The organism is Paenibacillus lentimorbus NRRL B-30488, from assembly GCF_000411595.1.
GTDB classification, from domain to species: Bacteria; Bacillota; Bacilli; order Bacillales; family Bacillaceae; genus Bacillus; species Bacillus velezensis.
Map to the genome: position 1 here is coordinate 69,498 of NZ_ANAT01000004.1, position 23,038 is coordinate 92,535.

Annotated in this window: 24 protein-coding genes, 7 tRNA genes and 5 pseudogenes; 5 read left to right on the forward strand and 31 right to left on the reverse strand. The window is 41.8% G+C overall.

All coding sequences use genetic code 11. The features are described 5' to 3' along the window. Window positions 1-145: 145 nt before the first annotated feature. Together cspC and D368_RS00495 are read right to left on the reverse strand one after the other, a co-directional pair. Entirely contained in the window at window positions 146-349 is a 204-nt protein-coding gene (gene cspC, locus D368_RS00490; protein ID WP_003156143.1) for a cold shock protein CspC, read from the reverse strand. A 560-nt stretch (window positions 350-909) separates the two neighbouring features. Beyond that, a pseudogene (locus D368_RS00495) lies at window positions 910-1,547 on the reverse strand (NAD(P)-dependent oxidoreductase). Window positions 1,548-1,745: 198 nt separating this feature from the next. On the opposite strand from D368_RS00495, the gene D368_RS00500 reads away from it, so the two are divergent. Next, window positions 1,746-2,189: an Rrf2 family transcriptional regulator gene (locus D368_RS00500; protein WP_128574469.1), complete on the forward strand. Its 444-nt coding sequence runs from the start codon at window positions 1,746-1,748 to the stop codon at window positions 2,187-2,189. A 160-nt stretch (window positions 2,190-2,349) separates the two neighbouring features. On the opposite strand, the gene D368_RS00505 is transcribed toward D368_RS00500, so the two are convergent. Together D368_RS00505 and D368_RS00510 are read right to left on the reverse strand one after the other, a co-directional pair. Further along, window positions 2,350-2,478: a cystatin-like fold lipoprotein gene (locus D368_RS00505; protein ID WP_286674452.1), complete on the reverse strand. Its 129-nt coding sequence runs from the start codon at window positions 2,476-2,478 to the stop codon at window positions 2,350-2,352. Window positions 2,479-2,678: 200 nt separating this feature from the next. Beyond that, window positions 2,679-3,116: a MarR family winged helix-turn-helix transcriptional regulator gene (locus D368_RS00510; protein WP_070081409.1), complete on the reverse strand. Its 438-nt coding sequence runs from the start codon at window positions 3,114-3,116 to the stop codon at window positions 2,679-2,681. Window positions 3,117-3,457: 341 nt separating this feature from the next. Between D368_RS00510 and D368_RS00515 the strand changes: the two genes are divergently transcribed. Together D368_RS00515 and D368_RS00520 are read left to right on the forward strand one after the other, a co-directional pair. After that, the gene (locus tag D368_RS00515) at window positions 3,458-3,877 is read left to right on the forward strand and encodes an organic hydroperoxide resistance protein (RefSeq protein ID WP_166460960.1); all 420 of its coding nucleotides are present in this window, start codon (window positions 3,458-3,460) and stop codon (window positions 3,875-3,877) included. Window positions 3,878-3,967: 90 nt separating this feature from the next. Further along, complete coding sequence (locus tag D368_RS00520; RefSeq protein ID WP_101562749.1) at window positions 3,968-4,915, forward strand: alpha/beta hydrolase; 948 nt, start codon at window positions 3,968-3,970, stop codon at window positions 4,913-4,915. A gap of 560 nt (window positions 4,916-5,475) precedes the next feature. Here the strand turns inward: D368_RS00520 and D368_RS00525 are convergent. The 5 genes and pseudogenes from D368_RS00525 to D368_RS00545 form a co-directional block, all read right to left on the reverse strand. Further along, window positions 5,476-6,879, reverse strand: a complete 1,404-nt coding sequence (locus tag D368_RS00525) for an MFS transporter (protein WP_029974209.1) — start codon at window positions 6,877-6,879, stop codon at window positions 5,476-5,478. A gap of 38 nt (window positions 6,880-6,917) precedes the next feature. Beyond that, a pseudogene (locus D368_RS19760) lies at window positions 6,918-7,284 on the reverse strand (BCCT family transporter); the annotation flags it as partial. Between the two features lie 620 nt (window positions 7,285-7,904). Further along, complete coding sequence (locus D368_RS00535) at window positions 7,905-8,699, reverse strand: alpha/beta fold hydrolase (protein WP_101562748.1); 795 nt, start codon at window positions 8,697-8,699, stop codon at window positions 7,905-7,907. A gap of 114 nt (window positions 8,700-8,813) precedes the next feature. Beyond that, window positions 8,814-8,932: pseudogene (locus D368_RS00540) on the reverse strand (IS1595 family transposase); the annotation flags it as partial. 18 nt (window positions 8,933-8,950) lie between these two features. Beyond that, window positions 8,951-9,037, reverse strand: a pseudogene (locus D368_RS00545) (phosphatase RapI inhibitor PhrI); the annotation flags it as partial. A gap of 798 nt (window positions 9,038-9,835) precedes the next feature. On the opposite strand from D368_RS00545, the gene D368_RS00550 reads away from it, so the two are divergent. Continuing rightward, on the forward strand, window positions 9,836-10,285 hold the full coding sequence (locus D368_RS00550) for a hypothetical protein (RefSeq protein ID WP_128574470.1): 450 nt from the start codon (window positions 9,836-9,838) through the stop codon (window positions 10,283-10,285). A 440-nt stretch (window positions 10,286-10,725) separates the two neighbouring features. On the opposite strand, the gene D368_RS00555 is transcribed toward D368_RS00550, so the two are convergent. The 8 genes from D368_RS00555 to D368_RS00590 form a co-directional block, all read right to left on the reverse strand. After that, window positions 10,726-10,809 (reverse strand) — tRNA-Leu (locus tag D368_RS00555). A gap of 68 nt (window positions 10,810-10,877) precedes the next feature. Then, window positions 10,878-10,959 (reverse strand) — tRNA-Leu (locus tag D368_RS00560). 8 nt (window positions 10,960-10,967) lie between these two features. Beyond that, window positions 10,968-11,043: transfer RNA gene (locus tag D368_RS00565), tRNA-Lys, on the reverse strand. A gap of 33 nt (window positions 11,044-11,076) precedes the next feature. After that, window positions 11,077-11,151 (reverse strand) — tRNA-Gln (locus D368_RS00570). An 11-nt stretch (window positions 11,152-11,162) separates the two neighbouring features. After that, a tRNA-Glu gene (locus tag D368_RS00575) sits at window positions 11,163-11,237 on the reverse strand. 19 nt (window positions 11,238-11,256) lie between these two features. Beyond that, window positions 11,257-11,347 (reverse strand) — tRNA-Ser (locus D368_RS00580). A gap of 4 nt (window positions 11,348-11,351) precedes the next feature. Further along, window positions 11,352-11,426 (reverse strand) — tRNA-Asn (locus D368_RS00585). A gap of 135 nt (window positions 11,427-11,561) precedes the next feature. Then, a complete protein-coding gene (locus D368_RS00590) occupies window positions 11,562-12,011 on the reverse strand; it encodes a SprT family protein (protein WP_015416877.1) in 450 nt (149 codons plus the stop codon). A gap of 99 nt (window positions 12,012-12,110) precedes the next feature. Between D368_RS00590 and cmpA the strand changes: the two genes are divergently transcribed. Next, window positions 12,111-12,224 (forward strand): cortex morphogenetic protein CmpA, encoded by a 114-nt coding sequence (gene cmpA, locus D368_RS00595; RefSeq protein ID WP_003156164.1) that lies wholly within the window; start codon window positions 12,111-12,113, stop codon window positions 12,222-12,224. Window positions 12,225-12,233: 9 nt separating this feature from the next. Here cmpA and D368_RS00600 read toward each other — a convergent pair whose 3' ends face one another. The 14 genes and pseudogenes from D368_RS00600 to acpS all read right to left on the reverse strand — a co-directional run bounded on the left by D368_RS00600 (window position 12,234) and on the right by acpS (window position 23,004). After that, window positions 12,234-14,393, reverse strand: a complete 2,160-nt coding sequence (locus D368_RS00600; protein ID WP_128574471.1) for a Tex family protein — start codon at window positions 14,391-14,393, stop codon at window positions 12,234-12,236. Between the two features lie 72 nt (window positions 14,394-14,465). After that, window positions 14,466-15,068, reverse strand: coding sequence for a phosphoserine phosphatase RsbX (rsbX, locus tag D368_RS00605; protein ID WP_003156170.1), 603 nt, complete (start codon window positions 15,066-15,068; stop codon window positions 14,466-14,468). Continuing rightward, window positions 15,068-15,856, reverse strand: a complete 789-nt coding sequence (gene sigB / locus D368_RS00610) for an RNA polymerase sigma factor SigB (RefSeq protein WP_003156171.1) — start codon at window positions 15,854-15,856, stop codon at window positions 15,068-15,070. The genes rsbX and sigB overlap by 1 nt, the downstream gene beginning before the upstream one ends. After that, a complete protein-coding gene (rsbW, locus tag D368_RS00615) occupies window positions 15,822-16,304 on the reverse strand; it encodes an anti-sigma B factor RsbW (protein WP_003156173.1) in 483 nt (160 codons plus the stop codon). Before rsbW ends, sigB begins: the two co-directional genes overlap by 35 nt. Then, the gene (rsbV, locus tag D368_RS00620) at window positions 16,301-16,630 is read right to left on the reverse strand and encodes an anti-sigma factor antagonist RsbV (protein WP_003156176.1); all 330 of its coding nucleotides are present in this window, start codon (window positions 16,628-16,630) and stop codon (window positions 16,301-16,303) included. The genes rsbW and rsbV overlap by 4 nt, the downstream gene beginning before the upstream one ends. A 63-nt stretch (window positions 16,631-16,693) precedes the next feature. After that, window positions 16,694-17,700, reverse strand: a pseudogene (locus tag D368_RS00625) (SpoIIE family protein phosphatase). An 11-nt stretch (window positions 17,701-17,711) separates the two neighbouring features. Continuing rightward, the gene (locus tag D368_RS00630; RefSeq protein ID WP_003156178.1) at window positions 17,712-18,113 is read right to left on the reverse strand and encodes an anti-sigma regulatory factor; all 402 of its coding nucleotides are present in this window, start codon (window positions 18,111-18,113) and stop codon (window positions 17,712-17,714) included. Window positions 18,114-18,115: 2 nt separating this feature from the next. Then, window positions 18,116-18,481 carry an RsbT antagonist protein RsbS gene (gene rsbS / locus D368_RS00635; RefSeq protein WP_003156180.1) on the reverse strand — a complete coding sequence of 122 codons (366 nt, stop codon included), beginning with the start codon at window positions 18,479-18,481 and terminating at the stop codon, window positions 18,116-18,118. Window positions 18,482-18,485: 4 nt separating this feature from the next. Continuing rightward, a complete protein-coding gene (locus tag D368_RS00640; RefSeq protein WP_003156182.1) occupies window positions 18,486-19,307 on the reverse strand; it encodes an STAS domain-containing protein in 822 nt (273 codons plus the stop codon). Between the two features lie 116 nt (window positions 19,308-19,423). Further along, complete coding sequence (ndoA, locus tag D368_RS00645) at window positions 19,424-19,774, reverse strand: type II toxin-antitoxin system endoribonuclease NdoA (protein ID WP_003156187.1); 351 nt, start codon at window positions 19,772-19,774, stop codon at window positions 19,424-19,426. 5 nt (window positions 19,775-19,779) lie between these two features. Next, entirely contained in the window at window positions 19,780-20,061 is a 282-nt protein-coding gene (gene endB, locus D368_RS00650; protein WP_003156188.1) for a type II toxin-antitoxin system antitoxin EndoAI, read from the reverse strand. Window positions 20,062-20,180: 119 nt separating this feature from the next. Beyond that, window positions 20,181-21,350, reverse strand: a complete 1,170-nt coding sequence (alr, locus tag D368_RS00655) for an alanine racemase (protein ID WP_128574472.1) — start codon at window positions 21,348-21,350, stop codon at window positions 20,181-20,183. Between the two features lie 116 nt (window positions 21,351-21,466). Further along, entirely contained in the window at window positions 21,467-22,474 is a 1,008-nt protein-coding gene (locus tag D368_RS00660) for a LolA family protein (protein ID WP_003156191.1), read from the reverse strand. 164 nt (window positions 22,475-22,638) lie between these two features. Further along, entirely contained in the window at window positions 22,639-23,004 is a 366-nt protein-coding gene (gene acpS / locus D368_RS00665; RefSeq protein WP_071392104.1) for a holo-ACP synthase, read from the reverse strand. Window positions 23,005-23,038: the final 34 nt, after the last annotated feature.

Consider the following 23,038-nt stretch of genomic DNA (forward strand, 5'->3'; position numbering starts at 1 on the left):
ATCCTTTGAGGTTTTAAACCTTTTTCTTACCTTGTAGCATCTGTCCCTACTCGAACGTTGAGTAGGGTTTTTTATTCAGTATGATACAGAGAACATAAAAAAACAGGCCCTATATAAAGAGCCTGTTTGTATAAACGATTGAAGATTAAGCAGTTTTTTGAACGTTAGCAGCTTGAGCTCCACGAGCACCTTGCTCAACGTCAAACGTTACTTTTTGACCTTCGTCTAAAGATTTGAATCCGTCACTTTGGATTGCAGAAAAGTGTACGAATACATCGTCTCCATTTTCACGTTCGATAAATCCAAAACCTTTTTCTGCATTAAACCATTTAACTGTACCTTGTTCCATTTTTGTTGCCTCCTAGTGTATTACACATTGTATTACTATCCTTGCCCAAAGTATCATCAAGACGAAAAGTCGATATTCATACTATCCTTTACACGAACAAAAATAATTCTCCTTTATCATAGCACGAAACGGAAATAACTGCAAATTAATAATATGTTCATTCATGTTTTATTTGTTAAACGTGCGGCAGGTTTTTTAGTGAGAACCTTCATTTGTAATTTAGAAGTTTTGACGGACCCCTTACCGTACTTAATAATAAATATCATGTTGAGAGGTGTATTTTTAAAAAGCCCACTCATGAAAACGAGTGGGTTTACAAAAGCTCTAACTAACCCGCAAAGGTTTTAGTCAGAGCTATTTATACGTATTTTTTGATCCAACTCACTAAGCACCTGCTCTGTCATCAGCTCGATAATATTCATTGGAACATGATAAATCCCCTTTTTCATAAAAATAATCAGCTACTCTGATTGCAAAGTTTTCAATGTCTGCGTACATTCTTAAAAGGAAAATGCCATTAGCGATGACGCTAATGGCACCCTTTGTTTCTACTCAGTAACTTATTCAGCTTCTCCCACAACTGTAAAGCGTTCATTTATATGTTTTGGATTTTCTATTTCATCCAATACTGCAATTGCATAGTCTGCATAGCTGATATAACTTTCGCCTTTCGAATTCACCAGAAGATGATCTTTTCCTGACTGATAAAATCCAGTTCTTTTCCCGTCTGGGTCAAATACCGCTGAAGGACTGATAAATGTCCAGTTAATATCAGAAGTTTCCTTTAGTTCTTGCAAGTTACGACCTTGCCCTTTAGCTGTTGGAATAAAAATCTCCGGGAAATCTGGTGTATCCATTACACTGACAGTTTTATTTTCGTCTACATAAAGACTCCCTGCTCCGCCTACAATTACGGCTCTTGTCCCCATTCCTTTTAATGCCCTAATTAATGCCCGGCCAGCATCTACATGTGCCTGTTCTTCTCCTAATGGAGCTCCGAAGGCATTAACTACTACATCTAACTTTTTTAGATCATCCGATGTCAGATCAATTATATTTTTTCAATGATTGAAATCTTTTCCTCTTTAAGTTTTGCAGCATCTCTTACAATTGCAGTTACTTCATGTCCCCTGCTTACCGCTTCTTTCAAGATAAGACTTCCAGCTTTTCCGGTTGCACCAATGATTCCAATTTTCAATTTAAAGTCCTCCTAATCATTCAAAATTTTAAATGTAACCAAATTGATTACATGTAATAATTTTAGTTACACCTTATTTATTTGTCAATACTTTTATCATTTTGTTAATTGAGCATATTAGAGTAAAATAAACTTGTAATACATTCAGTTACAAGTGTACTATAAAGAGTGTTAAGTAATTAGGATGGTGAAGAAATCATGTCTATTAGCAGCCGTTTTGCTGTAGGAATTCATATATTGGCTCTTATTGAAATAAATGAAGACGGAATTAGCACTTCTGAATTTTTAGCTGGAAGTGTAAATACAAATCCCGCCTTAATAAGAAAAATTATGGGGATGCTGAAAAAAGCAGGTTTAGTAAATGTACGGCCAGGTATTGCAGGAGCTGAATTAGCGAAGGATTTAACTGAAATCACCTTACTTGATGTTTATAGAGCAGTTAATGTTGTTCAAAATAAAGAATTGTTTAGTATACATGAAAATCCCAATCCTCAATGTCCTGTAGGCCGGAACATTCAAAGTACAATTGGTCCAATATTTGAACTCGCCCAATCTGCCTTGGAAAAAGCTCTTGGACATATAACAATTGAGGATGTGGTAAAGGATATTATCGAAAAAGAAAAATCGGCCAATAATTGTTAAATGATTCACAGAAAATCTTTTATCAGACTGGGGATAAGAAAAATCAATAAAACAAAAAGGGACTGGATCATATTGAATCCAGCCCCGAATTGATATTGATTTTTCGATTAAAAAAAATGGATTTTTAAGCAGTAAGCTTGCGAGAACTTTCTTCCGGCTGCTAAAACGCAAGCTGAATATACTGCCCGTCATCATATACACGAATTATGGCGTTATCTCTCTTGTACTCATCAGAATCTGCTCGCATTTCTTTTCTGACTTTCTTCTCCTGCTTAATCACTTCATTAATTGCATTATCCTATTTACTACCGCCGCACGCAGTCAGCAGAAGGATGAAGGTGACTGACAAATCATACGACCTACTACAGTAAGTCTATAAACAAAAAATACAAAAGGTGTCAAAACCCTTGGTATCATAGGGATCGGCCGAGAGGACTTGAACCTCCGCAGGTTATTCACCCGCTTGGCCCACGATCTATATTCATAAAACTATTGCTCAGTTGTCAGCATGTGAAGTAAATTACGAATTTCCTTATTATAACTTTTAATTTCTGCTTCATTACAACCGGTTTTATCAAATACTGCATTAGGGATCATTGTGACTTTTTCTTTAAACTCATTCCCTTCAGTTGTTAACGTAATAATTACACTTCGTTCATCCTCTTTTGAACGCTCTCTTATAATAAGACCTCGCTCCTCAAGTCGTTTTAAAACTGGAGTTAATGTTCCGGAGTCCAGATATAATTCTTCGCCTAAACCTTTAACAGATATTTTTTCCTTCTCCCATAAAACAAGAAGAACCAAATACTGTGGATACGTAATTCCTAATTCTTTTAAGAGAGGATGGTATAACTTTATCATTTCACGGGAAGCTGCATAAATCGCAAAACATAGATGATTACTTAACAGTAATTTATCATTCTTCATGTTAAATCCCTCACAATATTTATATTCATTACTACCCATAATAGCATAAGAATTAAATTAAGTAAAATTGAATGACTAACAATTTAATTAATCATAACTTATGCAAAATCAGAAAGAATCCATCACCAATAATATGATCTCCTATTTTCTCAATATGGTTATTATGTACACTAACTTTAAACTGCCGAAAACTGTTCTTTATTTTAGTCTAATCAATCATTTAGAGGATTTTAATTGCAAATTTCAATTGAGAACAATTTAATTTTCAAAAATTTAATTGACAACGCTGATTAGATTGATTAAAATTCAATTGTGTTAAATTTAATTTATAGGAGTGTTTGATGATGACAGTATATTTTACAGCAGAAGCTACAACAAAAGGCGGAAGAGAAGGTCATGTAACATCTAATGATCTTATTATTGATTTGGATTTAGCTATGCCAAAACCAAATCAAGTATCCACTGCTACAAATCCAGAACAATTATTTGCGGCAGGCTATTCAGCTTGTTATGACAGTGCTCTTCATTTAGCAGCCCAGAGACAACGATTAAAAATCGAATCAGCTGTTACCGGTAAAGTAAGTTTATTAAAAGATGAAAGTGATAATGGTTATAAAATCGGAGTTGTTCTGGAGGTGGAAATTCAAGGGGTATCTCAAGAGCAAGCGGAAGAATTAACACATGCAGCTCATCAAGTATGTCCATATTCTAAAGCTACTCGCGGAAATATTGATGTACAAATCATTACAACAGCAATATAAGACGAAAGTTGCCAAGATCAATAGGTAATGGAATAAAAAATTTTGATTAAAACATATAGGTGACCAACCTTCAAATAAGGAGTGAGATTGATGTTAAAGAAAGTACAATTAGAAAAAGCAGCTCAAGAATTTGCAGAAGCAACCGCGAACCCACCCTATCTATTCGACCTTGGACCTGAGAAAGGACGAGAAGCTGTAGATGAGGTTCAATCTGACCCAATTGATAAACTGCCAGTTGATATTGAAGATATTATGATTTCAGGAGGACCGAGCGGACAGGTATCAGTAAGAATAATGCGCCCGCAGAATGCACCTGCGCACCTTCCTGTCATCGTGTACATTCATGGGGCCGGCTGGGTATTTGGTAATGAGCATACACATGATCGGCTCATCCGTGAGCTAGCAGTCGGAGCACAAGCTGCTATTGTCTTTCCAAATTACACCTTATCTCCAGAAGCAAAATATCCGACAGCCATTGAAGAAATCTATGCAGTAGTGAAGTGGGCAGCTGAAAATGGCCGTGAGAACGGCATGATTCCCGAGAGTCTAACAATTGCAGGTGATAGTGTTGGAGGCAATATGACTGCTGCTGTCACGCTAATGGCCAAAGCACGAGGTGACTTGAATATCCGGCAACAATTACTTTTCTATCCGGTAACAGACGCTTCTTTCGATACAGAATCCTATCAGCAGTTTGCTACGGGATACTTTTTGCGCAAGGATGCGATGATGTGGTTTTGGGATCAGTACACAAACAATTCGGACGAGCGTGCTGAAATTACAGCATCACCTCTGCGTGCAACTGCTGAGCAGCTTCAAGGGCTTCCACCTGCATTGATTATCACAGCTGAAGCTGATGTACTTCGTGACGAGGGAGAAGCATATGCCAATAAACTTCGTGAAGCTGGTGTTCCGGTCACTGCCGTACGTTTCCAAGGTATCATTCACGATTTCGTGATGCTCAACGCCTTAGCTAAAACTGAAGCTGCGCGCGGAGCAATTGATCTTGCCGCAACCTGGCTGCGTAAAGGGTTTTAATCCATCTATTGTTTCGTCACATAGAGACTGCTGCAAATAAATAAAAAACAAACAGATCCACTCAAATAATTGAGTGGATCGTATATTGGAATAATGGAACTTTTGATGAGCTTTTTAATCGGGCTGGTTATTATTTTGTTGTTGAGATGTCCCCCTAATTGAAAAGCTAACTCCACAACAAACTCCATTTTTTCACCACTTCACCCTCTTCATATCCAAAAAACCTTTGTTGATTAGTTAGCGTACAAGTTCTCGTTTTCTGCTTTGGACCCCATATAGAAAATAAAAAGCCAGCTCTCCTTCGGGAGAAGAACTGGCATAACAAAGCTTCTTATTTTGCTGTATTGCCCGGACCTTTTAATTTCTCTTCGTTCTTGCGTCAATGTTTTATTATTAGGACACAACCAATAAAATAATGACGATCGAGAATAGCAACGCTGCTTTTGCAAAGCAGTGAGCCCTCCAGAATATAAAAGAGCTGCAGTCATTGCTGCTCGGATAATCCCAGCTTATTCTGAGTCTGTATTTCGAGTAGTCGTTCAATTAAATGGGTGTTTTTTTCATTCCTTTTCTGTTTGTTCCATTTTCCACCACAGTGAATCTTTTGGATTTTCAACAGCTTCTTGAAATTCAGCTTTAGAAGCAACTGTTGGGTAAGAACCTTTTAAAGATTTACCTGAAGTATCTTTAAATAAGGTTAACACAACTATTAAGCCAATTAAACTGACTGCCAATAAATAGAAACCCGGCGCCAAATTGTTTCTTGTCACATGGGTTAACCAAGAAGCAACTAAAGGTGTTGTTCCGCCAAAAATAGAAACTGATAAGTTGAATGTCCAGGATAATGTACGATATCTAATGTCAGTATGGAACAACGTAGGTAAAGATCCTGGCATAGTACCTTCGTATACAGATAATACAATACCTAACATTAAAAGTCCTATAAATAAGAAAGTTATATTCCCCATATTAAGAAATTGGAAAGAGATAATCGAAAATACAATTCCTAATACTAATCCAATTGTTATAACTTTTTTATTTCCTAATTTATCTCCCAGTTTACCAAAAGTTAAAGCGAACGGTACCATAATAATCAATACAATTGCTGTAACCGGTGTACTTATATTATCACTTATACCAAGGTTCTCATCTAAATAAGACGGCATATAACCTAACAATAGGTAATTGGTTATATTGAAAAATGCCACAAATACGATACATAAAAAGATATCTTTTTTATATGTTTTAATGACTTCTAATAAACCTGGTTGTTGTTCTTGGTTTTCAGAGAGGTCACTTTCAAAGATTGGTGATTCATCTAAATGACTTCTCAAATATAAACCAAATAATCCTATTGGAATACTTAAGAAGAAAGGAATTCTCCATCCCCAACTATTCATTTGAACATCAGATAAAGTCCAGAAAAGTACTGTAACTAAAACAGAAGCTACTATATAACCAGATAATGTGCCGATTTCTAAACCGCTGCCTAACCTTATACGTTTATTATCTGGAGAAGATTCTGCGATATATACCATTGCCCCAGCGTACTCTCCACCCACAGAAAAGCCTTGCAGAATACGGGCAAAGAGTAATAATATAGGGGCCCATACACCAATCTGATCATAGGTAGGAAGCACACCAATTATTAAAGTAGATAAAGCCATCATTAAAATAGTAATTGTTAATACTATTTTCCGACCAAATTTATCACCCATTTTACCAAAAATAATTCCGCCTACCGGTCTAAGTAAGAAGGCAATTGCAAATGTAGCAAAAGTAAATATTAACTTTAATTCATCGTTTTGAACTGGACTGAAAAAGTTTTTACTAATAATAACTGCCAAATAAGAATATAAAGCAAAATCAAACCATTCCATCGCGTTTCCTATCCCTGTAGCAAACACGCTTTTCTTCGCTTTTTGAATGTCTACAACGTTAATTTTTTTCTTGTTAAACTTCATTTAATAATATCGACTCCTTAATTATCAAATCCACATTATACAAGCGCATAAACGGTCCAAGCATGCAGTCCCAGAATGTGTAGCGTAATGCTTCTCTAAAAGTCTGGGGGTTTCTGTTTCACCTGATGGAGAGCTAACGGCATAGTGGCTGATTGGCTCAACTGTACCTTAAAAGACTAGACTAATATCCATATCAGCGCCAAATAACATTGTAAACCAGGAAAGAAGGCTGAAATTCAGTGTTTTCGCTGGTTTTCTTAACTTATTTTTGCCGATTGGACTAAAAATAATACAAGAAGCAACAAAAAGAGAAACAGCCAACAGATAACACCAGCCAAAGCAGTTAGTGACATATCCTTGGGCTGTGGTTGGTATTTTCTGCAGACTATTTGGAGAAATGATTCCCCTTCATACAGCTCTATTGTGAATATGATCACAATCGATAAAAAACTTTTATTTCTTCAAAGTATCCTAAACCTTTATTTTAGTTCTTCCATTACGTCTTCCAATATGTTTATTATAAGATTGAGGTCGTTCCTAAGAATTATTTACTGATTCTATCTTTATTACCCCACAATCAGGTGAAACAAAACACTATAAACGTAGCATACCTTTTTAAAATCTGACAAGCCCAACAGGGTGAAAGAAACCCGGCTAAAGCCAAGCTAGTCAATGGATAGAAGAAATTTTTTTGTTTTTCCCAAGGAATAACCGTCTGCGTTTAATCTAGCCCAATTAGAAAGAAAAAGAGCAGGAGTTTAATCCTGCACTTTCATTCAAAACTTTAATTTGTATGAAGAATTTCGTATACCTTTTCGACTTTCTTTACCTTAGACTACAACAGAAATAAGTAGCACCGGGTATGAAATAATGGTTTTATTTTTAATCGATTAAATTACCCTCAATGACAGTAAATACTAATAATTACTAAACATTATAGGAAATCCCAATATTCCTTATCTTAATTATTGTTTAATTAATTGGGATTGTAACAGTAAACTCACACTTATGGAAAGTTACACCAATCAAAAATTTTCCGACTCAAGTCTGTTTAACCAGTTGTGAACCAATGAATTAAATACATCGGTTTGTTCGATTTGCAGGTTGTGACCAGCCATATCAAGTACTGCAAAAGTTGCCCTTGGGTAATCTTCGAGTAGCCGCCATGCATCGTGGTATCCGACTACATTGTCCTGACGCCCTGTGATAATTAGCGTGGGATACTCAAGTTTAGATGAAATATCGAAGGTAAACCCATATCCATTTTGACGAATGTTGTTTACGAATTCATAATTTGTTTGTTTAGATGGAAGTAAAATTTCATCCCGAAACCTCTCCCATTCAGTTTTACCTTGCACAATCCCCATAGAGCAAAATTCATCCGCCTCCTCCGAAGACAAATGTGATATCAAGTCGCTGTCTCTTTTTAGAACAGTCTTCTGCGGTACTACCCTTTCATCGAATTCGGGTATAGTTAATGGTGCCATCAGCAGTAATCCACGAACTGTTTCCTGACGTGAACGAACGATACCTCTGGCAATGTACCCTCCATATGAATTACCACAAACAATAAACTGTTGATCAGGAATAATCTCGTCCAAAAGACGCAATATCGCTTCTAAAACATCATCAGAGTTCTGAATAGACGGTTGTGGCTTAGAATGTCCCATACCTGGTAAGTCTATGTATATTCTCTTCCAACCGCTTCGTTTCTCGAATAACGGTTCCATTGCATTTAACATCACCTGATGGTCAAGTGTCCAACCATGCAACATAACGATCGGATATCCATCTCCAATTACTTTATGGTAAATCGACATGTATTTGTTCCCCTTCCCTGTAATCCTAATGTTTCGGCATGAACATTTAATCCTTTCATACATTTATCACAATTTTAACAAACTTTTAACTGAACTTGGTAAGTTGAACAAGGGTTATACATTGAATTTCGACAATCGCAAACTGTCATATGTGTCCGTCATATTAAAAGAATCTCTTTAATATGTTGTTTAGTGCTTTCTTTACTGCGACTATCGACAAATAAGAACCAAGCAAAGAATTGCCAGATACGTTGAGTATTTTGATCACTTTGCAAATAAGTGATTGAAAATACACTACCTAAAATCACTGCAGCCAATAGAACCCGGCTGATTCTCATTAATCATCTCCCCTTTTTAATTTTTCGTAGAAAGCATTAAGCTTCCTCGTTCATGAAAATAATAGCAACTTCAATCGAAAAATCTTCAACATCAGCAAACATTCTCCTCGAAGTCTTGGTTTTCTTCCATGCTTAGCAGCACTTTCTCTACTTTTGCAAATTGGAGTTTGAGGCATTAGTAAGCTAACTATAAATGATGAAAATATTTGTGCGATGTCTACTGCAGATGACTTACTTTAGGTAAGTGGGCAGTAGATCATTTAAAAATAAGCACAAAAAAATACCAAGGATCTCTCTATTACCCTTGGTATTATTGAGATGCGGCCGAGAGGACTTGAACCTTCACGGGTTATTCACCCGCTGGGCCTTCAACCTAATGAAAACGTATCAAGTATTACATAAACCTTATAAATAAAGCATTCTTTATCTTCATTTCCACCTGTTTTCAAAAATCACTGAAAATATTACCTTTAAATTTGTAATTTCAGCTAAAACCTAAGAAACCACTAACAAGAGAAGTAATGCAGTCTCGCCCACTAGGTGCGATAGTTTTTGCGTTTTGCGGGTATCGGAAAATCTTTGCTAGTAGCAGTGCCTCAATAAGAAGATCGCAATTTCCACTTACCTAGCTATATCAAGGTTTACTTGTCTGATTTGGGATGTTTGGGGTACAAAAGTTGAGTTACAAACATTATTATCCAAAAGAACGTTTACTGTAATTATTTTACATGGTATTATTTGTATTGTGTATGCGGAATATGTATGTGTAATAAATGAAATTAAAAGGAGTGCTTGATCGTGAATCTTAAATCCATTTTCAAAGGAGTAACATCGACTCTGATAGCTGGTGTAATTGTTGGAACTTGTACTATACCTGCTTTTGCGAAGTCGACTACAAGTGTATCGCCGAAAAATTATGCAGTTACAAGTGGGGTATTCAAAGCTCTAGACAAGGAGGTTTCAGAGGGCTCTGTTGATCAATCAAGCTGGAGTCGGGAGTTCGAATTAGATGAGAATGACGGAGCACAAGTAAACTTCTGGATTTCAAATAACGGAAGTAATGACATAAAAATATCAATTGATGGAAAAGTCTCAAGAACCATCGCACCAGGCAAGCAAGGCAACATTTCTGCCGAGGTTAAAAATGGTTGGTTTGGTTGGACATACAATTACACATTTACAGCTTCACCAACGGCTCAAGGTGGCAGTGTTAAGATGAAATATAAAATTGCCCAAAGAAATAATTAACGAATTACGGAAAGGTAATCACTCATTACCTTTCCGTAATTTCATCATTTTTTAGTTTTTTAAAAGATTCCTTACTTTCTATACTTTGGAGATAAATTCACTCCAGGTTTTTCATCTTCTCTTTTTCTAGAAATAAAAGGTTTTTGTATTAAATCCAATATGATGCAAATCAAACCGATTAGTAATTACTTTTCTCCAATTTTCCGCTCCTGCTTTTCTTGCTCTTTTCCCCTCAGCCTTATGAAATATTATCATGTCCTATATTTAAGGGTTATACAGCGCTCATTATCATTATTTACACCTTTTTTGATGTTTTTTCATATTTCTGGACAGTAATTGGGAGTAATGAAGCCCTTCGTTTTTTATTTTACTTATCTTGGTGAGTTGTCAAGGTAACAAAAAAATACCAAGAGTTGTCTAAACCCTTGGTATCATTGAGATGCGGCCGAGAGGACTTGAACCTCCACGGGTTATTCACCCACTAGGCCCTCAACCTAGCGCGTCTGCCATTCCGCCACGACCGCGTGCTATGAAGCTGTCTTTCCACTAAGCATATAAGCTAGTGATGATGATCAGCACTTTGAAAAGAAAGTGCGGGTGAAGGGACTCGAACCCCCACGTCGTAAGACACTAGATCCTAAGTCTAGCGCGTCTGCCAATTCCGCCACACCCGCGTGACAAGTGGTGAGCCATGAAGGACTCGAACCTTCGACCCTCTGATTAAAAGTCAGATGCTCTACCAACTGAGCTAATGGCTCGCTCTAAAAGTGATTCAAAATTTTTAAATAAAATGGCTGGGCTAGCTGGATTCGAACCAACGCATGACGGAGTCAAAGTCCGTTGCCTTACCGCTTGGCTATAGCCCAACGAAGGTAAATGGTGACCCGTACGGGATTCGAACCCGTGTTACCGCCGTGAAAGGGCGGTGTCTTAACCGCTTGACCAACGGGCCGTCTGGTTGAGAACTTATCTGGCGGAGAAGGAGGGATTTGAACCCTCGCGCCGCTTACGCGACCTACACCCTTAGCAGGGGCGCCTCTTCAGCCACTTGAGTACTTCTCCATAATGGCTCCACAGGCAGGATTCGAACCTGCGACCGATCGGTTAACAGCCGATAGCTCTACCACTGAGCTACTGTGGAATAATCAGACTTTCTTCATTATAAATGATGCGACATATTGTGTCAATAAGCAACATTTATTTTTTTGAGAAAGTATCGTTGTCTCTCAACGACTTTTATAATTTAACACAGATCATTGAAATGAGTCAAGCCTTTTTAAAAAATTCTTTTGATTTTTCCTCTGCACTTTCCGCAGGCATATCTTTCCGGATTCATTGCCCGCTTCTTTATATACTGTTGGCCGCAAGCCTCGCATCTATACATATATGTTTTCTTTTGTGTCTTTTTGGTTTGCAGCGGCGTGCAGAATCTCGGCGCTCCGACTTTCTGAAGCAGGTCTCTGAAATCTTTGTCTCTGTGCTTGTACCCTTTTCCCTCAAGATGAAGATGATAATGGCACAGCTCGTGTTTGATGATGCCTATCAGCTCGCTCCGCCCGTGTTCGAGAAGATATTTGCGGTTTAATTCGATGTTATGGGACGACAGCATGTAGCGGCCGCCTGTCGTTTTCAGCCGGTCATTGAAAAAGGCCCGGTGACGGAACGGCTTTCCGAAATCCTGTGCAGAGATGTCTTCCGTCAGCTTTTGAAGTTGTTCGTTATCCATATGTGCACCCCGCTTTAAAAACATTGAACGGGACAATTCACCGTTCGCATACAATGTGTTAAAACCGACCTCTAACTAAAAGCTGAGGAGGAATGAGCCATGCCGAATTGGCTGATGAAACAAATGCAAAAAGCGTTTTTAGAAAAGGACAATTACCAAATCAAACTGCTGAACCAGTGCTGGTATTTCTACAGAAAAAAACACTGCTCGTAAGCAGTGCTTTTATTTTACCATAGACAGCGACACTCTGCCTTTTTGCACGTCCACCCCTTCGACCCATACGGTGACGATGTCTCCGACCGATACGACGTCGAGAGGATGTTTGACGAATTGATTGCTCAGTTTTGAGATGTGCACAAGCCCGTCCTGCTTGACGCCGATATCGACGAAAGCGCCGAAGTCCACAACGTTGCGGACGGTGCCCTGCAATTCCATTCCTTCCTTTAAATCCTCAAGCTGCAGAACGTCTTTTTTCAGCAAAGGCTTCGGCACTTCGTCACGAGGGTCTCGCTCCGGCCTTGTCAGCTGCCCGCAAATATCCGCAAGCGTAATCTCCCCTATACCGAGCTCTTCAGCCGTTTCAGACAGCGGCAATGCGCTTATTTTCTCTTTTGCGTCCGCGCTTCCGATCTGATCCGCAGTGAGCTGCAGTTTTTTGAGCAGCGCCTTTGTCTCTTTATAGCTTTCCGGGTGTATCCCGGTGCGGTCGAGCGGCTCCCGTCCTCCGGGCACTCTCAAAAAGCCGATGCACTGTTCATATGTTTTTGCGCCGAGACGCGGGATTTCTTTCAGCTCTTTGCGGTTTGTAAATTTTCCGAGCTCTTCCCTTTTTTTAACGATATTGCCGGCAACGGTTTTGGATAACCCGGCTACATATTGAAGGAGCGCGGCTGATGCTGTATTGACATTCACCCCGACTTGGTTGACGACGGTCTCTACGACAAAACGGAGAGATTCGTTTAAATGCTTTTGGCTGACATCATGCTGGTATTGCCCGACACCGACGGATTTAGGATCAATTTTCACAAGCTCGGCCAGCGGGTCCTGCAATCTCCGCGCGATGGAGACGGCGCTGCGCTCTTCGACCTGAAAATCCGGAAATTCCTCACGGGCGATTTCTGATGCGGAATACACGCTTGCTCCGGCCTCATTGACGATGACATAATAAATGTCCCGCTCTGTTTCTTTCAGCACATCAACGACGAATTGCTCTGTCTCCCGTGATGCCGTGCCGTTTCCGATCGCCACAACCTCGACTTCGTACCGGTCCAGCAATTCTTTGATTTTTTTCCGGGCTTTCGCTGTCTTTTTGACGGGAGCGTGCGGGTAAATAACGTCGATTTTCAGCACTTTTCCCGTCTCATCAACGACTGCCAGTTTGCACCCCGTACGGAAGGCCGGATCGACGCCGAGCACGACTTTTCCCTTCATCGGCGGCTGCAGCAGGAGCTTACGCAGGTTTTCAGCGAAAATATGGATCGCCTGGGCGTCTGCTTTTTCTGACAGCTCTTTGCGGATGTCACGCTCAATAGCCGGCTGGATCAGGCGCTTGTAACTGTCCTCAATGGCTTCTTTCAGCGTTTCTTTCACAGGTGTTTCACGGTGTTTGATGATTTGCTTTTCTAAATAAGCTTTTATCTGATCGGCGGGCGGTTCGATCGCAATCTTTAAAATGCCTTCTTTTTCACCGCGGTTCATCGCAAGCACTCTGTGAGGAACGACCTTTTGGATCGGCTCTTCGTACTCGTAGTACATTTCATAGACGTTTTTCTCGTCATCTGCGGCTGACTTGCCTGCCGCGGAAGTGAGAATTCCTTTTTTATACGTTTCCTGGCGGATCCACTTTCTGAAATGAGGATCATCCGAGATTTGTTCGGCTATGATGTGCTTCGCGCCTTCAATGGCTTCCTCTCTTGAAGCGACTTCTTTTTCTGCACTGATATATTGATCAGCGACGTCGTGAAGGCGGTTTTCTTTCGGGAGAGAAAGAATATAGTCCGCAAGCGGTTCAAGGCCTTTGCTTTTGGCGACGGTGGCTTTTGTTTTCCGTTTTTGTTTGAAGGGACGGTATAAATCCTCGACTTCCTGAAGCTTCACCGCTTGTTCGATTTTTTGCTTCAGCCCGTCCGTCAGCTTGTCCTGCTCGGAGATCAATCTGATGACTTCTTCTTTCCGCTGCGTCAGGTTTTGTATGTATTGCCACCGCTCGGAGATTGCCTGAATCTGCACCTCGTCCATTGAGCCGGTCTGCTCTTTTCGGTACCGCGCAATAAACGGGACGGTATTGCCGTCTTCCAGCAGGCGGATGACACTTTCGACATGTTTTTGGGATAACGCTGTTTCTTCAGCAATTTGTTTTTTCAAAAGGGCTAACGTTTCCATATCACAAAAGCCTCCATCTCTTCTTTCTTTCTCTAGTGTATCAAAAAACGGCGGAACATAAAAAAAGCAGCCTTACGATAAAAGCTGCCCGAGAATATAGGTCAAATCATCACGTCTGGATGTTGTGTACGGATGAAGTGATTTTGATATTTCTTCTATTGAGTGTCCCTGCTTTAAGCAGGTGCGGATATGCGGAACCTCAAGCCCATCCGTGTAGATGATGAATGTCGCCCCTTTTTCGTATGATGACGTATACGTTTTGTATCTTTGCGGTTTGCCTGAGAGGTAACCCGAAATCGGCAGCGGATGAAAGACTTCGCCTGATGGGGAGTGCAGGAAGAAACGGACGTTGCCGATCGAGCAGTATGTCAATTCCCTTTTGATGAAATTGATTTTTAAGATGGAGGCAGTCGCCCCTCTTTTGTTTTTCATCGCTTGATTGCAGCGCTCAATGATGCTTTCCACATCCTCATCCGCATACGTTTCCACGATGTCTTTAATGGCTGACGAGGATTCGTTGGCAAGAGATCCGCTGCCGAGACCGTCCGCTACCGCGCAAACTAATTCTTCTTCATTCGCCTTCATAAAAAAGCTGTCGCCGCATATGGACTTGCCTTCTTTATTTAATTGGTATACAAGAGTTTGAACATGTTCATTTTCTTCAACCTGAATCATTACATTAGCTCCATGGAGGGATCTCCAATCAAGGCCTCTCTCAGTTTTTTCACCGCTTTCCGCTGCAGGCGCGAGACGTGCATTTGAGATATTCCGAGAATGTCCCCTGTTTCTTTTTGGCTTTTATTTTGCACAAATGTTAGATCGATAATCTGTTTTTCGCGGTCGGACAGCACATGAAGCACGCTTTTGATCATCATCTGCTGGTTGACGCGTTCGTATCCTTCCTCCTGCGACCCGACGATATCTAAAATTGTGACGGTGCTTCCGTCCGCATCCGCTTCGATGCTGTGATCGACAGAAAGCGCCTGATAGCTTTTTCCCATCTCCATCGTTTCAAGCACTTCCTCTTCTGACACATCGAGAAAGGCTGCGATTTCTTCGACTTTCGGCGACCGCTGCGTCTCTGTCGTCAGCTGATCCACCGCCATTTTAATGCGCGGCCCGAGTTCTTTAATCCGTCTCGGGACGTGTACGCTCCATGTTTTATCCCTGAGGAAGCGTTTGATCTCGCCGATGATGGTCGGAATCGCAAATGCTTCAAAGGATTTGCCGACCTCGGGATCATACCGTTTAATGGCTCCGAGAAGCCCGATCATCCCGACCTGGCGGAGGTCTTCGTGAAAGCTTTTTCCTTTTGAATATTTCTTTGCCAGCATTTCGACGAGATTGGTATACACCTCGACGAGTGTTTCCTGGGCTTCTTTATTATCATGTGTTTGAAAGTCGCGTATGAGCCGATCAACTTCATCTTTAGTTAGTTTCGTAGTTTTTGATGGTTGTGCCATGATCAACTCGCTCCCCATTTAAATACTTTGTCATCGCCACGGTTACGCCAGAGTTGCTTTGAACTTTGACTTCATCCATGAGCGTTTCCATTAAATACAGACCGAGCCCTCCTTCTGACAATTGATCGACTGTGTGCGAAGGTGTGTACGGCCCGAGATCCTGCTGCTTCTGATCAAAATCAAAGCTGTCTCCCTGATCGGCGACAATGACCTCCAGCCGATCCTCAAACACACCGAACCGCACGGATACTTCTCCCTTATTTTCATCTTTGTATGCATGCTGGACAGCGTTTGTACAAGCTTCGCTGACAGCGATTTTCAAATCTTCAATGTCATCATAGGTATAGCCCATTCTGCTGGCGACTCCTGATAACGTAAGCCTGACGATTCCTACATATTCCGGTTCGGCCGGAATTTTCATCTCTATATAATCAACTGATGTACTCATTGCACGCCACCTTCTGACTTTGCCGAAATGTCGATGATGTCCTTAAGCCCCGTAATTTCAAACAGACGGACGAGCCGGTCGGAAAGATTCTCAAGCTTCAGAGAGCCGCCTTCCTTGCTCACCGTTTTAAACACGCCTACAAAAACGCCTAAACCCGTACTGTCCATATAATTTACATCTTTTAAGCAGATTCTCATGTCCTTCCCCTCGTTTGCCAGGGGCATCAGCTTTTCACGAACCACCGGAGCTGAGTATACATCGATTTCTCCAGCGATATTGATTTGTATATCTGAAAGATTCTCCTTCATATCTACCGTTAAATTCATCGTATCACCTCTGAAAGTTATCCTTACTCGTGCTAATGGCTTTTTACCCGTGCTGCCGTTTTTTTAAACCTTTCTTTTCAAAACAATTAACGTAAAATCGTCATGAAGCTGAAAGTCCTGGAGTCTCAGCAGGCTGTCGTAAATATTTTTGACCATATCCTGCGCGGAGCAGTCCATATGTTCTTCCAGCATGCGCTGAATGTCGCTGCGTTCTAAGAAACCGTTTTCGGTACGGCATTCGGTGACGCCGTCAGAAAAAAGAACGATCATGTCTCCTTCGTCCATGTGCTGTTCATATTGGCTGTAATCAAAATCCTGGGAAATTCCCAGCACCAATCCTTTTGCCTCCAGATCATAAAACTTTTTTCTTTTTCAGAGTAGTAGAAGCCCGGTTCATGCCCCGCAGAAGCATATGTAAATTGGTGATTTTTCGTATTGTAGTTTGCGTAAAACATGGTGATAAACATGCTTGAGTCCACGTTCTGTTCTACAACGCGGTTAAGATTTTTCAGCACTTGGGAGGGGTGAATGCCGATCTCCGGAAGAGAGTCCATGGCATACTTGATCATCGACATGCACAATGCGGCGGGTATTCCTTTTCCGATGACATCGGCTATCGCGATGTTAATCGATTCCTTGTCTTTGACAAAGTGATAATAGTCCCCGCTCATTTGCTTGGCGGGGACGCTGATCGCCCCGATATCCAGCTCTTCTTCTTCAGGAATTTTTGTGCCCAGCAGCGTCTGCTGAACATTTGCGGCAATTTCAATTTCTGAACGAAGCTCCTGCTGGATATCTCTCAGACTTTGGTGTTCCTGATAAGCCATCCCGTAGCCAATCATGACTTCTATTAAAAAATCCAGCGAATGAAAAACATCTTCCGGCAGATCCGGATACAGTTCCTTTACCACTTTTCGGTGGATGCTGATGATCTCCTCCGGAGGAACCTGATGTTCAATCGTTTTTCGGCTGAATTTTTGGGCTTGATATAAAGATGTTTCTGTTAATTCGGCTATATATCGGCTAAGCAGCTGATGATACCGCTGCTCTATAACCTCCCTGAAATCCACGTTCTAACCTCCTACCGAAGCCATTTTACGGCTTGAATCTCTGTTCCTTCCTCTGCAACAGATTGCAGGCTGAATTCGTCCATCAGCCTTTTGACGCCCGGAAGTCCCGCTCCCAGTCCGCCTGACGTTGAAAAGCCGTCTTCCATCACTTTACGGATGTCGGGGATTCCGGGTCCTTTGTCTTCTGCTATAATTTTAAGGCCTTTTTTCCCTCTGTCGTTTACTTGTTCTATGCTGACCTGGCCCTTGCCTGCATATAAGTAAATGTTTCTGGCCAATTCTGAGATAGCCGTCGTGATTCTGGCCTGGTCCACCGTGCCGAAGCCTAATTCCTTCGCAACGTTGCGGCCAAGCTGTCTGGCGGCTACGATATCCCATTCTGTCATGATTTTCACACAGGATTGGTCGTTCATCGCTATTCCCCCAATTCCCGCTTCAATGTCTCAAGCCCTTGCTCTAAATCGAGCGCCGTTTCGATTTCCTCAAGTGAGATTCCGAGTTCAATCAATGTGACCGCCACAGCCGGCTGAATTCCCGTCAATACGACCTTTGCACCCATCAATTTAGACATGGTGATGACATCGCCGAGCACTTTCGCGATAAATGAATCGATCATGTCAACGGATGTCAGGTCAATGACAACCCCGTTTGCGCCGGTTTCATAGATTTTGTTCAGCAGATCTTCTTGAAAATGCAAAGCTGTCTGGTCGTCAAGCTCCCATTGGATGGATACCAATAAGCAGTTATACAGTTTCAGGATCGGGATTTTTGGATGTCTCACAATGTTATTCCCCCAATGAAACGATTTTTCGATTTGTCATTTCAAGCGCTGTTTGAATTCCTTTTTGAAGGGTATTCTTCGTAATAACCTGCGACAAATCAATTCCCAGATTAACGATCGTCTGCGCGATTTCCGGACGGATTCCGACGAGCAGACATTTCGCGCCGACAAGCCGCACCGCTTCTGATGCCTGAATAATATGGTGCGCCACCATCGTATCAACGACCGGCACGCCCGTGATATCAATTAATACAACCTGTGAACGGTGCTTTACGACGCCGTTTAACAGATTTTCCATAATATGCTTTGCACGCTCCGTATCAATCGTCCCGACAAGCGGCATGACCGTTACATGCTCAAATACCGGGATCAGCGGAGCCGACAATTCCTGAAGCGCGATTTTTTGCAAAGTAACCGTTTTTTCCCAGGAAATAGAATACTGATTTAAAATTTCCGTGTTGATCGGATTAAAAAAGCTGTCTATTTCCAAAATCAAATCTGCTCTGTCCTGATCGGCCATATTAAGGTCGACCATCGTTTCGTAAAGCAGTTTCCAAAACTCTGACAGGGTGGCTGAAAGAAGTTTCAGTGACAGGCCGAGCTGAACGGCGCGCAGTGCGAGTTCACTGATCTGCTCTTCCGTAGCCTCGTCATTTTTTGTCGATAATAAAAGAATGTCTATATAGTCTTTACAAATATTTTCACATATGTGATTCGTAAGCTGATAGTCTTCCTGATTGCCTACTTCTTTTAATTTGGCTGTCCAAGTATCAAGCAGTTCATCATGCTGATCAATAATGAACTGATACACTTTCTGATTCGACATGGGTTTCACTGACCTCCCGACACAAAACAACAAATTTTGTTTGATTATCTCTTTATTATAGCGCTTATGTTTTTCGAAAACAAAAAAGTTGCTCTATATGAGCAACCAAAATATGACTAAAAATCAATGAGTGCCAAACTGATTTGCAGGGCTTCATCAACCTTATCCATCATTTCATCATCCAGATGAGTTATTTTATCCGTTAATCTTTGCTTGTCAATCGTCCGAATTTGCTCCAGCAAAATAACGGAATCTCTTTCAAAACCGTAGCGTTTTGCATCAATTTCGACGTGGGTTGGTAATTTCGCTTTCTGTATTTGGGCTGTTATGGCTGCAACAATAGCAGTCGGGCTAAAGCGATTTCCGATATCGTTCTGGATCACTAAAACCGGGCGTACGCCGCCTTGCTCTGAGCCAACAACAGGAGATAAATCAGCAAAATAAACATCGCCGCGCTTTACAATCAAAATGATTATCCTCCGCTGACTAAGCGCTCAACGGTCGTTTCTGCTTCGCACTCAGCATAGTGAGCCTCAGAAGAGATATTCAAGTTGATTTTCGCCATTTCCATATACCCGCGTCTCATCAAATCACGGTTATGGCGAGTTGTCCGTTCGCTGACATACGCTCTCACTGCTTGTGATATCAGTTCGTTTCTGCTTCGTTTCTCCCGCATCGCTACACCATCCAATTCAGCTACTAAGTTTTCGGGCAAGCTGATTTTCATTTCGGTTCTTGCGCTGGATTCAGACAAAAAACATACACCTCCACCAAACTTACGGATACGACCAATTCATCCATCCAGACATAATGATACCATTATTCAAACGTCAAGCAAAGCTGTTTTATAAATTCTCTTTTTCCGGATGACGGCTACTTGTTTGTATTATCTTGCAGTAAAGGATTTCTTACTTCCATTATACTCTCATTTTCCAAAAACATACGGGGAACGCGGGAACTAATGGTACAAGGGACCTCGTAATTAATCGTCTCAAGCCGCCCGGCGATTTCATCCATCGTGATCGTTTCTTCATTCTGGCTGCCGATCAGGGTGACTTTGGTACCCGGCGGATAAGATTGATCTAATTCGACCATCAATTGATCCATGCAGATTCTTCCCGCGATGTTCATCCTTTTGCCGCCGATCAGCACAGACGTGCCGCTCAGCTTGCGGAGCCACCCGTCTGCATAGCCGATGGGAACCGTTCCGATCCATTGATCCTTCTCTGCCGTATATGTTGCGCCGTAGCTGACGCTTTCCCCTTTGCGGATCTTTTTCACATGGGATAACACAGAGTGCAGCGCAAAAGCCGGCTTTAATTGAAACGGAATTTCGCTTTGGATGTCAGCAGAAGGACGAAGACCGTACATACTGATGCCGAAACGAACCGCGTTAAAGAAGCCTTTTTTAAGGCGAAGTCCGGCGGCGCTGTTCGCGCAGTGCACCATCAATTCTTTTAAAGGGAGCGGAGCGATCAATGTTTTAAAGCGGTCAAACTGGAAGAGGAAATAATCTCTGTTTTTCTCATCCGCGGTAGCAAAATGGGTGAATACGCCTTTACAGACTAAACCGGGATTTTGGCTGAGGATTTTTAACACGCTTTGGATTTCTTCCTCCGTTTTGACTCCGAGTCTGTTCATGCCGGTGTCGACTTTCAGATGAAACGGCAATGTCGCACTTCCGAGGTGGCGCGCAGCTTCCTGAAGCCATTCAACAGAATACCCCGTGAGTGTTACGTCATACTCGGCAGCTGCTTGTACATATTCGGGCGGCACGGCGCCAAGCACGAGAATCGGCGCTGTAATGCCCCGTTTTCTCAATGAAATCGCTTCATCCAGTATGGCTACGGCAAGACAAGAGGCACCCGCTTCAAGCGCGGCTTTCCCAACTTCCAAATCTCCGTGGCCGTAAGCGTTCGCCTTTACAACCGCCATGAGATGGACGTTTTGCCCGATGTGTTTTTTCATATGCGTGACATTTTCTTTAATCGCGGACAGGTTGATTTCCGCCCACGTTTCTCTGTAAAAGGATGCTGTGTTCATTCGATACACTTCCTAGCATTAATTTCAATTCATATTGTTATTATCATACTAAAATTATTCTGCAAAGTGAAATGGAATCAAAAAAGAGACCGACAGCGGCGGCCTCTTTTTTGACATTATTTTGACGACTGTCCCTGCATGCTTTTGGCGGCGGCCACCATTTCATCTTTTGTCAGATCCTGTGATGACAGAAGATAATCGACTCCGTCATATGTCCACGTTAAAGACGTATCAGATAATGCGGCCACCGTGAAGCCGAGATTAACCGGTTCGCCTTTCAGCGTGACGGCAGAGGCGGCTTTTGCAATATGGGCTTTTTCTTGAATAAGGGTGAAGGATTTTTCTCCGCCGTAAGTCATGACGATCCGTTTGCCGTCCGCCGTTGAAATATCTTTCTCTTCAAGCTTTTTGACGCCGGCCGGCACTTGAAGCGGTGTTTTGACCGCAAATGAATCAGACGGCTTGGCGCTTGTGGCGACGTCCATCTGGGAAAGCGTCATATTTTTCTTCTCGTCAAAAGAGTCTTTATCAAACGGTTTGTTGAATTCAAAGCTTTTGAATTCGACTTTCACCATCACTTTCCGGTCTGTATCCATCACTTTGACGAGCGACGGGCTCATGTCCTTTTTGTTGAAAGTGATTTCCTGAGTCGGCAGCATTTTGTTGTGCTGATAGTTTGTTTTTGTTTCAAACGTGTACTTTTTATCTTTGGCGGAATAGACGGCGTCTTTGTCATGCTGCACGTCCTTTACAAGTGACTCAAACAAATATACTTGGCTGCTGTTATTCGGCCAATCGCTTTGGAACCTGAAGCTCTTATTTAAAGACGGCGTAAGGACAAAGACTCCGTTGGCGTTCCGTAAAATGACTTGGTTTTGGTCTTTTTTCGGATTTTCCAGATAGACCCGGTACAGGGAAGGTTTTTTATGCCAGATTTCCACATTGTATACTTGCGGATCACTCCCCGTCTGAATGGTCATTTTGGCTTTCGCTTTGTACGAGGTGTATTCTTTCGCCTTCTTATCTAAACCGTTCACGATATCTTCCTGTGATTTTTGGCCGCAGGCCGAAAGAATAAGGACGGCAAGCAGTCCCGTTAAAAGCAAAACAAAGCTTTTTCTCACCTTTTTTCAACCCCTTCTTCTCAATTGATGTAAAGGGAAGAAATCGCTTGTTTGACTTTAACGGTACGCCCTGAACGGACGGACGCGTACCATAAAAGCCTCAAACAACTTGTCTCCCTTAATGCACTATCAAATATATGAAGGGGTTTCGGCTAATATGCAGACTAGCGTGACAACCTTTCAATCACGACCTGTGCCGCGGCGTATTCTTTTGTATGGGTAATGGAGACGTGAACCGCCGCGCCGTCCAGCTTGGCGCAGGTCAGCACCGGCTTGCCCGCCGTGTCGTTTCCGGTTTCAATATCCTGAAAGCTGAGCTCTTTGCCGATACCTGTGCCGTATGCTTTCGAAAAGGCTTCTTTTGCCGCAAATCTTCCCGCGAGAAATTCAATTTTCCTTTTATCCGACAGCAATGTAAAACGGGCGTATTCAGCCTCCGTCAATATTCTTTGCGGAAACCTCGCCTGCCGGCTCATCATGTTTTCAATTCTGTGCAGTTCAACGATGTCGATTCCGATTCCGAAAATCATGTGAATTCCTCCTAAAAGTCCGTACTAAAAAACG

Coding starts and splice junctions, on each gene's coding strand:
- D368_RS00640 (WP_003156182.1), bottom strand. CDS start 19,307: ATGTCGAATCAGAAAGTGTATCAGTTCATTATTGATCAGCATGATGAA.
- D368_RS00515 (WP_166460960.1), top strand. CDS start 3,458: ATGATGACAGTATATTTTACAGCAGAAGCTACAACAAAAGGCGGAAGA.
- rsbW (WP_003156173.1), bottom strand. CDS start 16,304: ATGAGTACATCAGTTGATTATATAGAGATGAAAATTCCGGCCGAACCG.
- D368_RS00630 (WP_003156178.1), bottom strand. CDS start 18,113: ATGAACGACCAATCCTGTGTGAAAATCATGACAGAATGGGATATCGTA.
- D368_RS00600 (WP_128574471.1), bottom strand. CDS start 14,393: ATGGAAACGTTAGCCCTTTTGAAAAAACAAATTGCTGAAGAAACAGCG.
- rsbV (WP_003156176.1), bottom strand. CDS start 16,630: ATGAATTTAACGGTAGATATGAAGGAGAATCTTTCAGATATACAAATC.
- D368_RS00525 (WP_029974209.1), bottom strand. CDS start 6,879: ATGAAGTTTAACAAGAAAAAAATTAACGTTGTAGACATTCAAAAAGCG.
- D368_RS00500 (WP_128574469.1), top strand. CDS start 1,746: ATGTCTATTAGCAGCCGTTTTGCTGTAGGAATTCATATATTGGCTCTT.
- rsbX (WP_003156170.1), bottom strand. CDS start 15,068: ATGATTCAGGTTGAAGAAAATGAACATGTTCAAACTCTTGTATACCAA.
- acpS (WP_071392104.1), bottom strand. CDS start 23,004: ATGATTTTCGGAATCGGAATCGACATCGTTGAACTGCACAGAATTGAA.
- cspC (WP_003156143.1), bottom strand. CDS start 349: ATGGAACAAGGTACAGTTAAATGGTTTAATGCAGAAAAAGGTTTTGGA.
- D368_RS00535 (WP_101562748.1), bottom strand. CDS start 8,699: ATGTCGATTTACCATAAAGTAATTGGAGATGGATATCCGATCGTTATG.
- sigB (WP_003156171.1), bottom strand. CDS start 15,856: ATGGCACAACCATCAAAAACTACGAAACTAACTAAAGATGAAGTTGAT.
- D368_RS00520 (WP_101562749.1), top strand. CDS start 3,968: ATGTTAAAGAAAGTACAATTAGAAAAAGCAGCTCAAGAATTTGCAGAA.
- D368_RS00590 (WP_015416877.1), bottom strand. CDS start 12,011: ATGGATAACGAACAACTTCAAAAGCTGACGGAAGACATCTCTGCACAG.
- alr (WP_128574472.1), bottom strand. CDS start 21,350: ATGAACACAGCATCCTTTTACAGAGAAACGTGGGCGGAAATCAACCTG.
- cmpA (WP_003156164.1), top strand. CDS start 12,111: ATGCCGAATTGGCTGATGAAACAAATGCAAAAAGCGTTTTTAGAAAAG.
- D368_RS00510 (WP_070081409.1), bottom strand. CDS start 3,116: ATGAAGAATGATAAATTACTGTTAAGTAATCATCTATGTTTTGCGATT.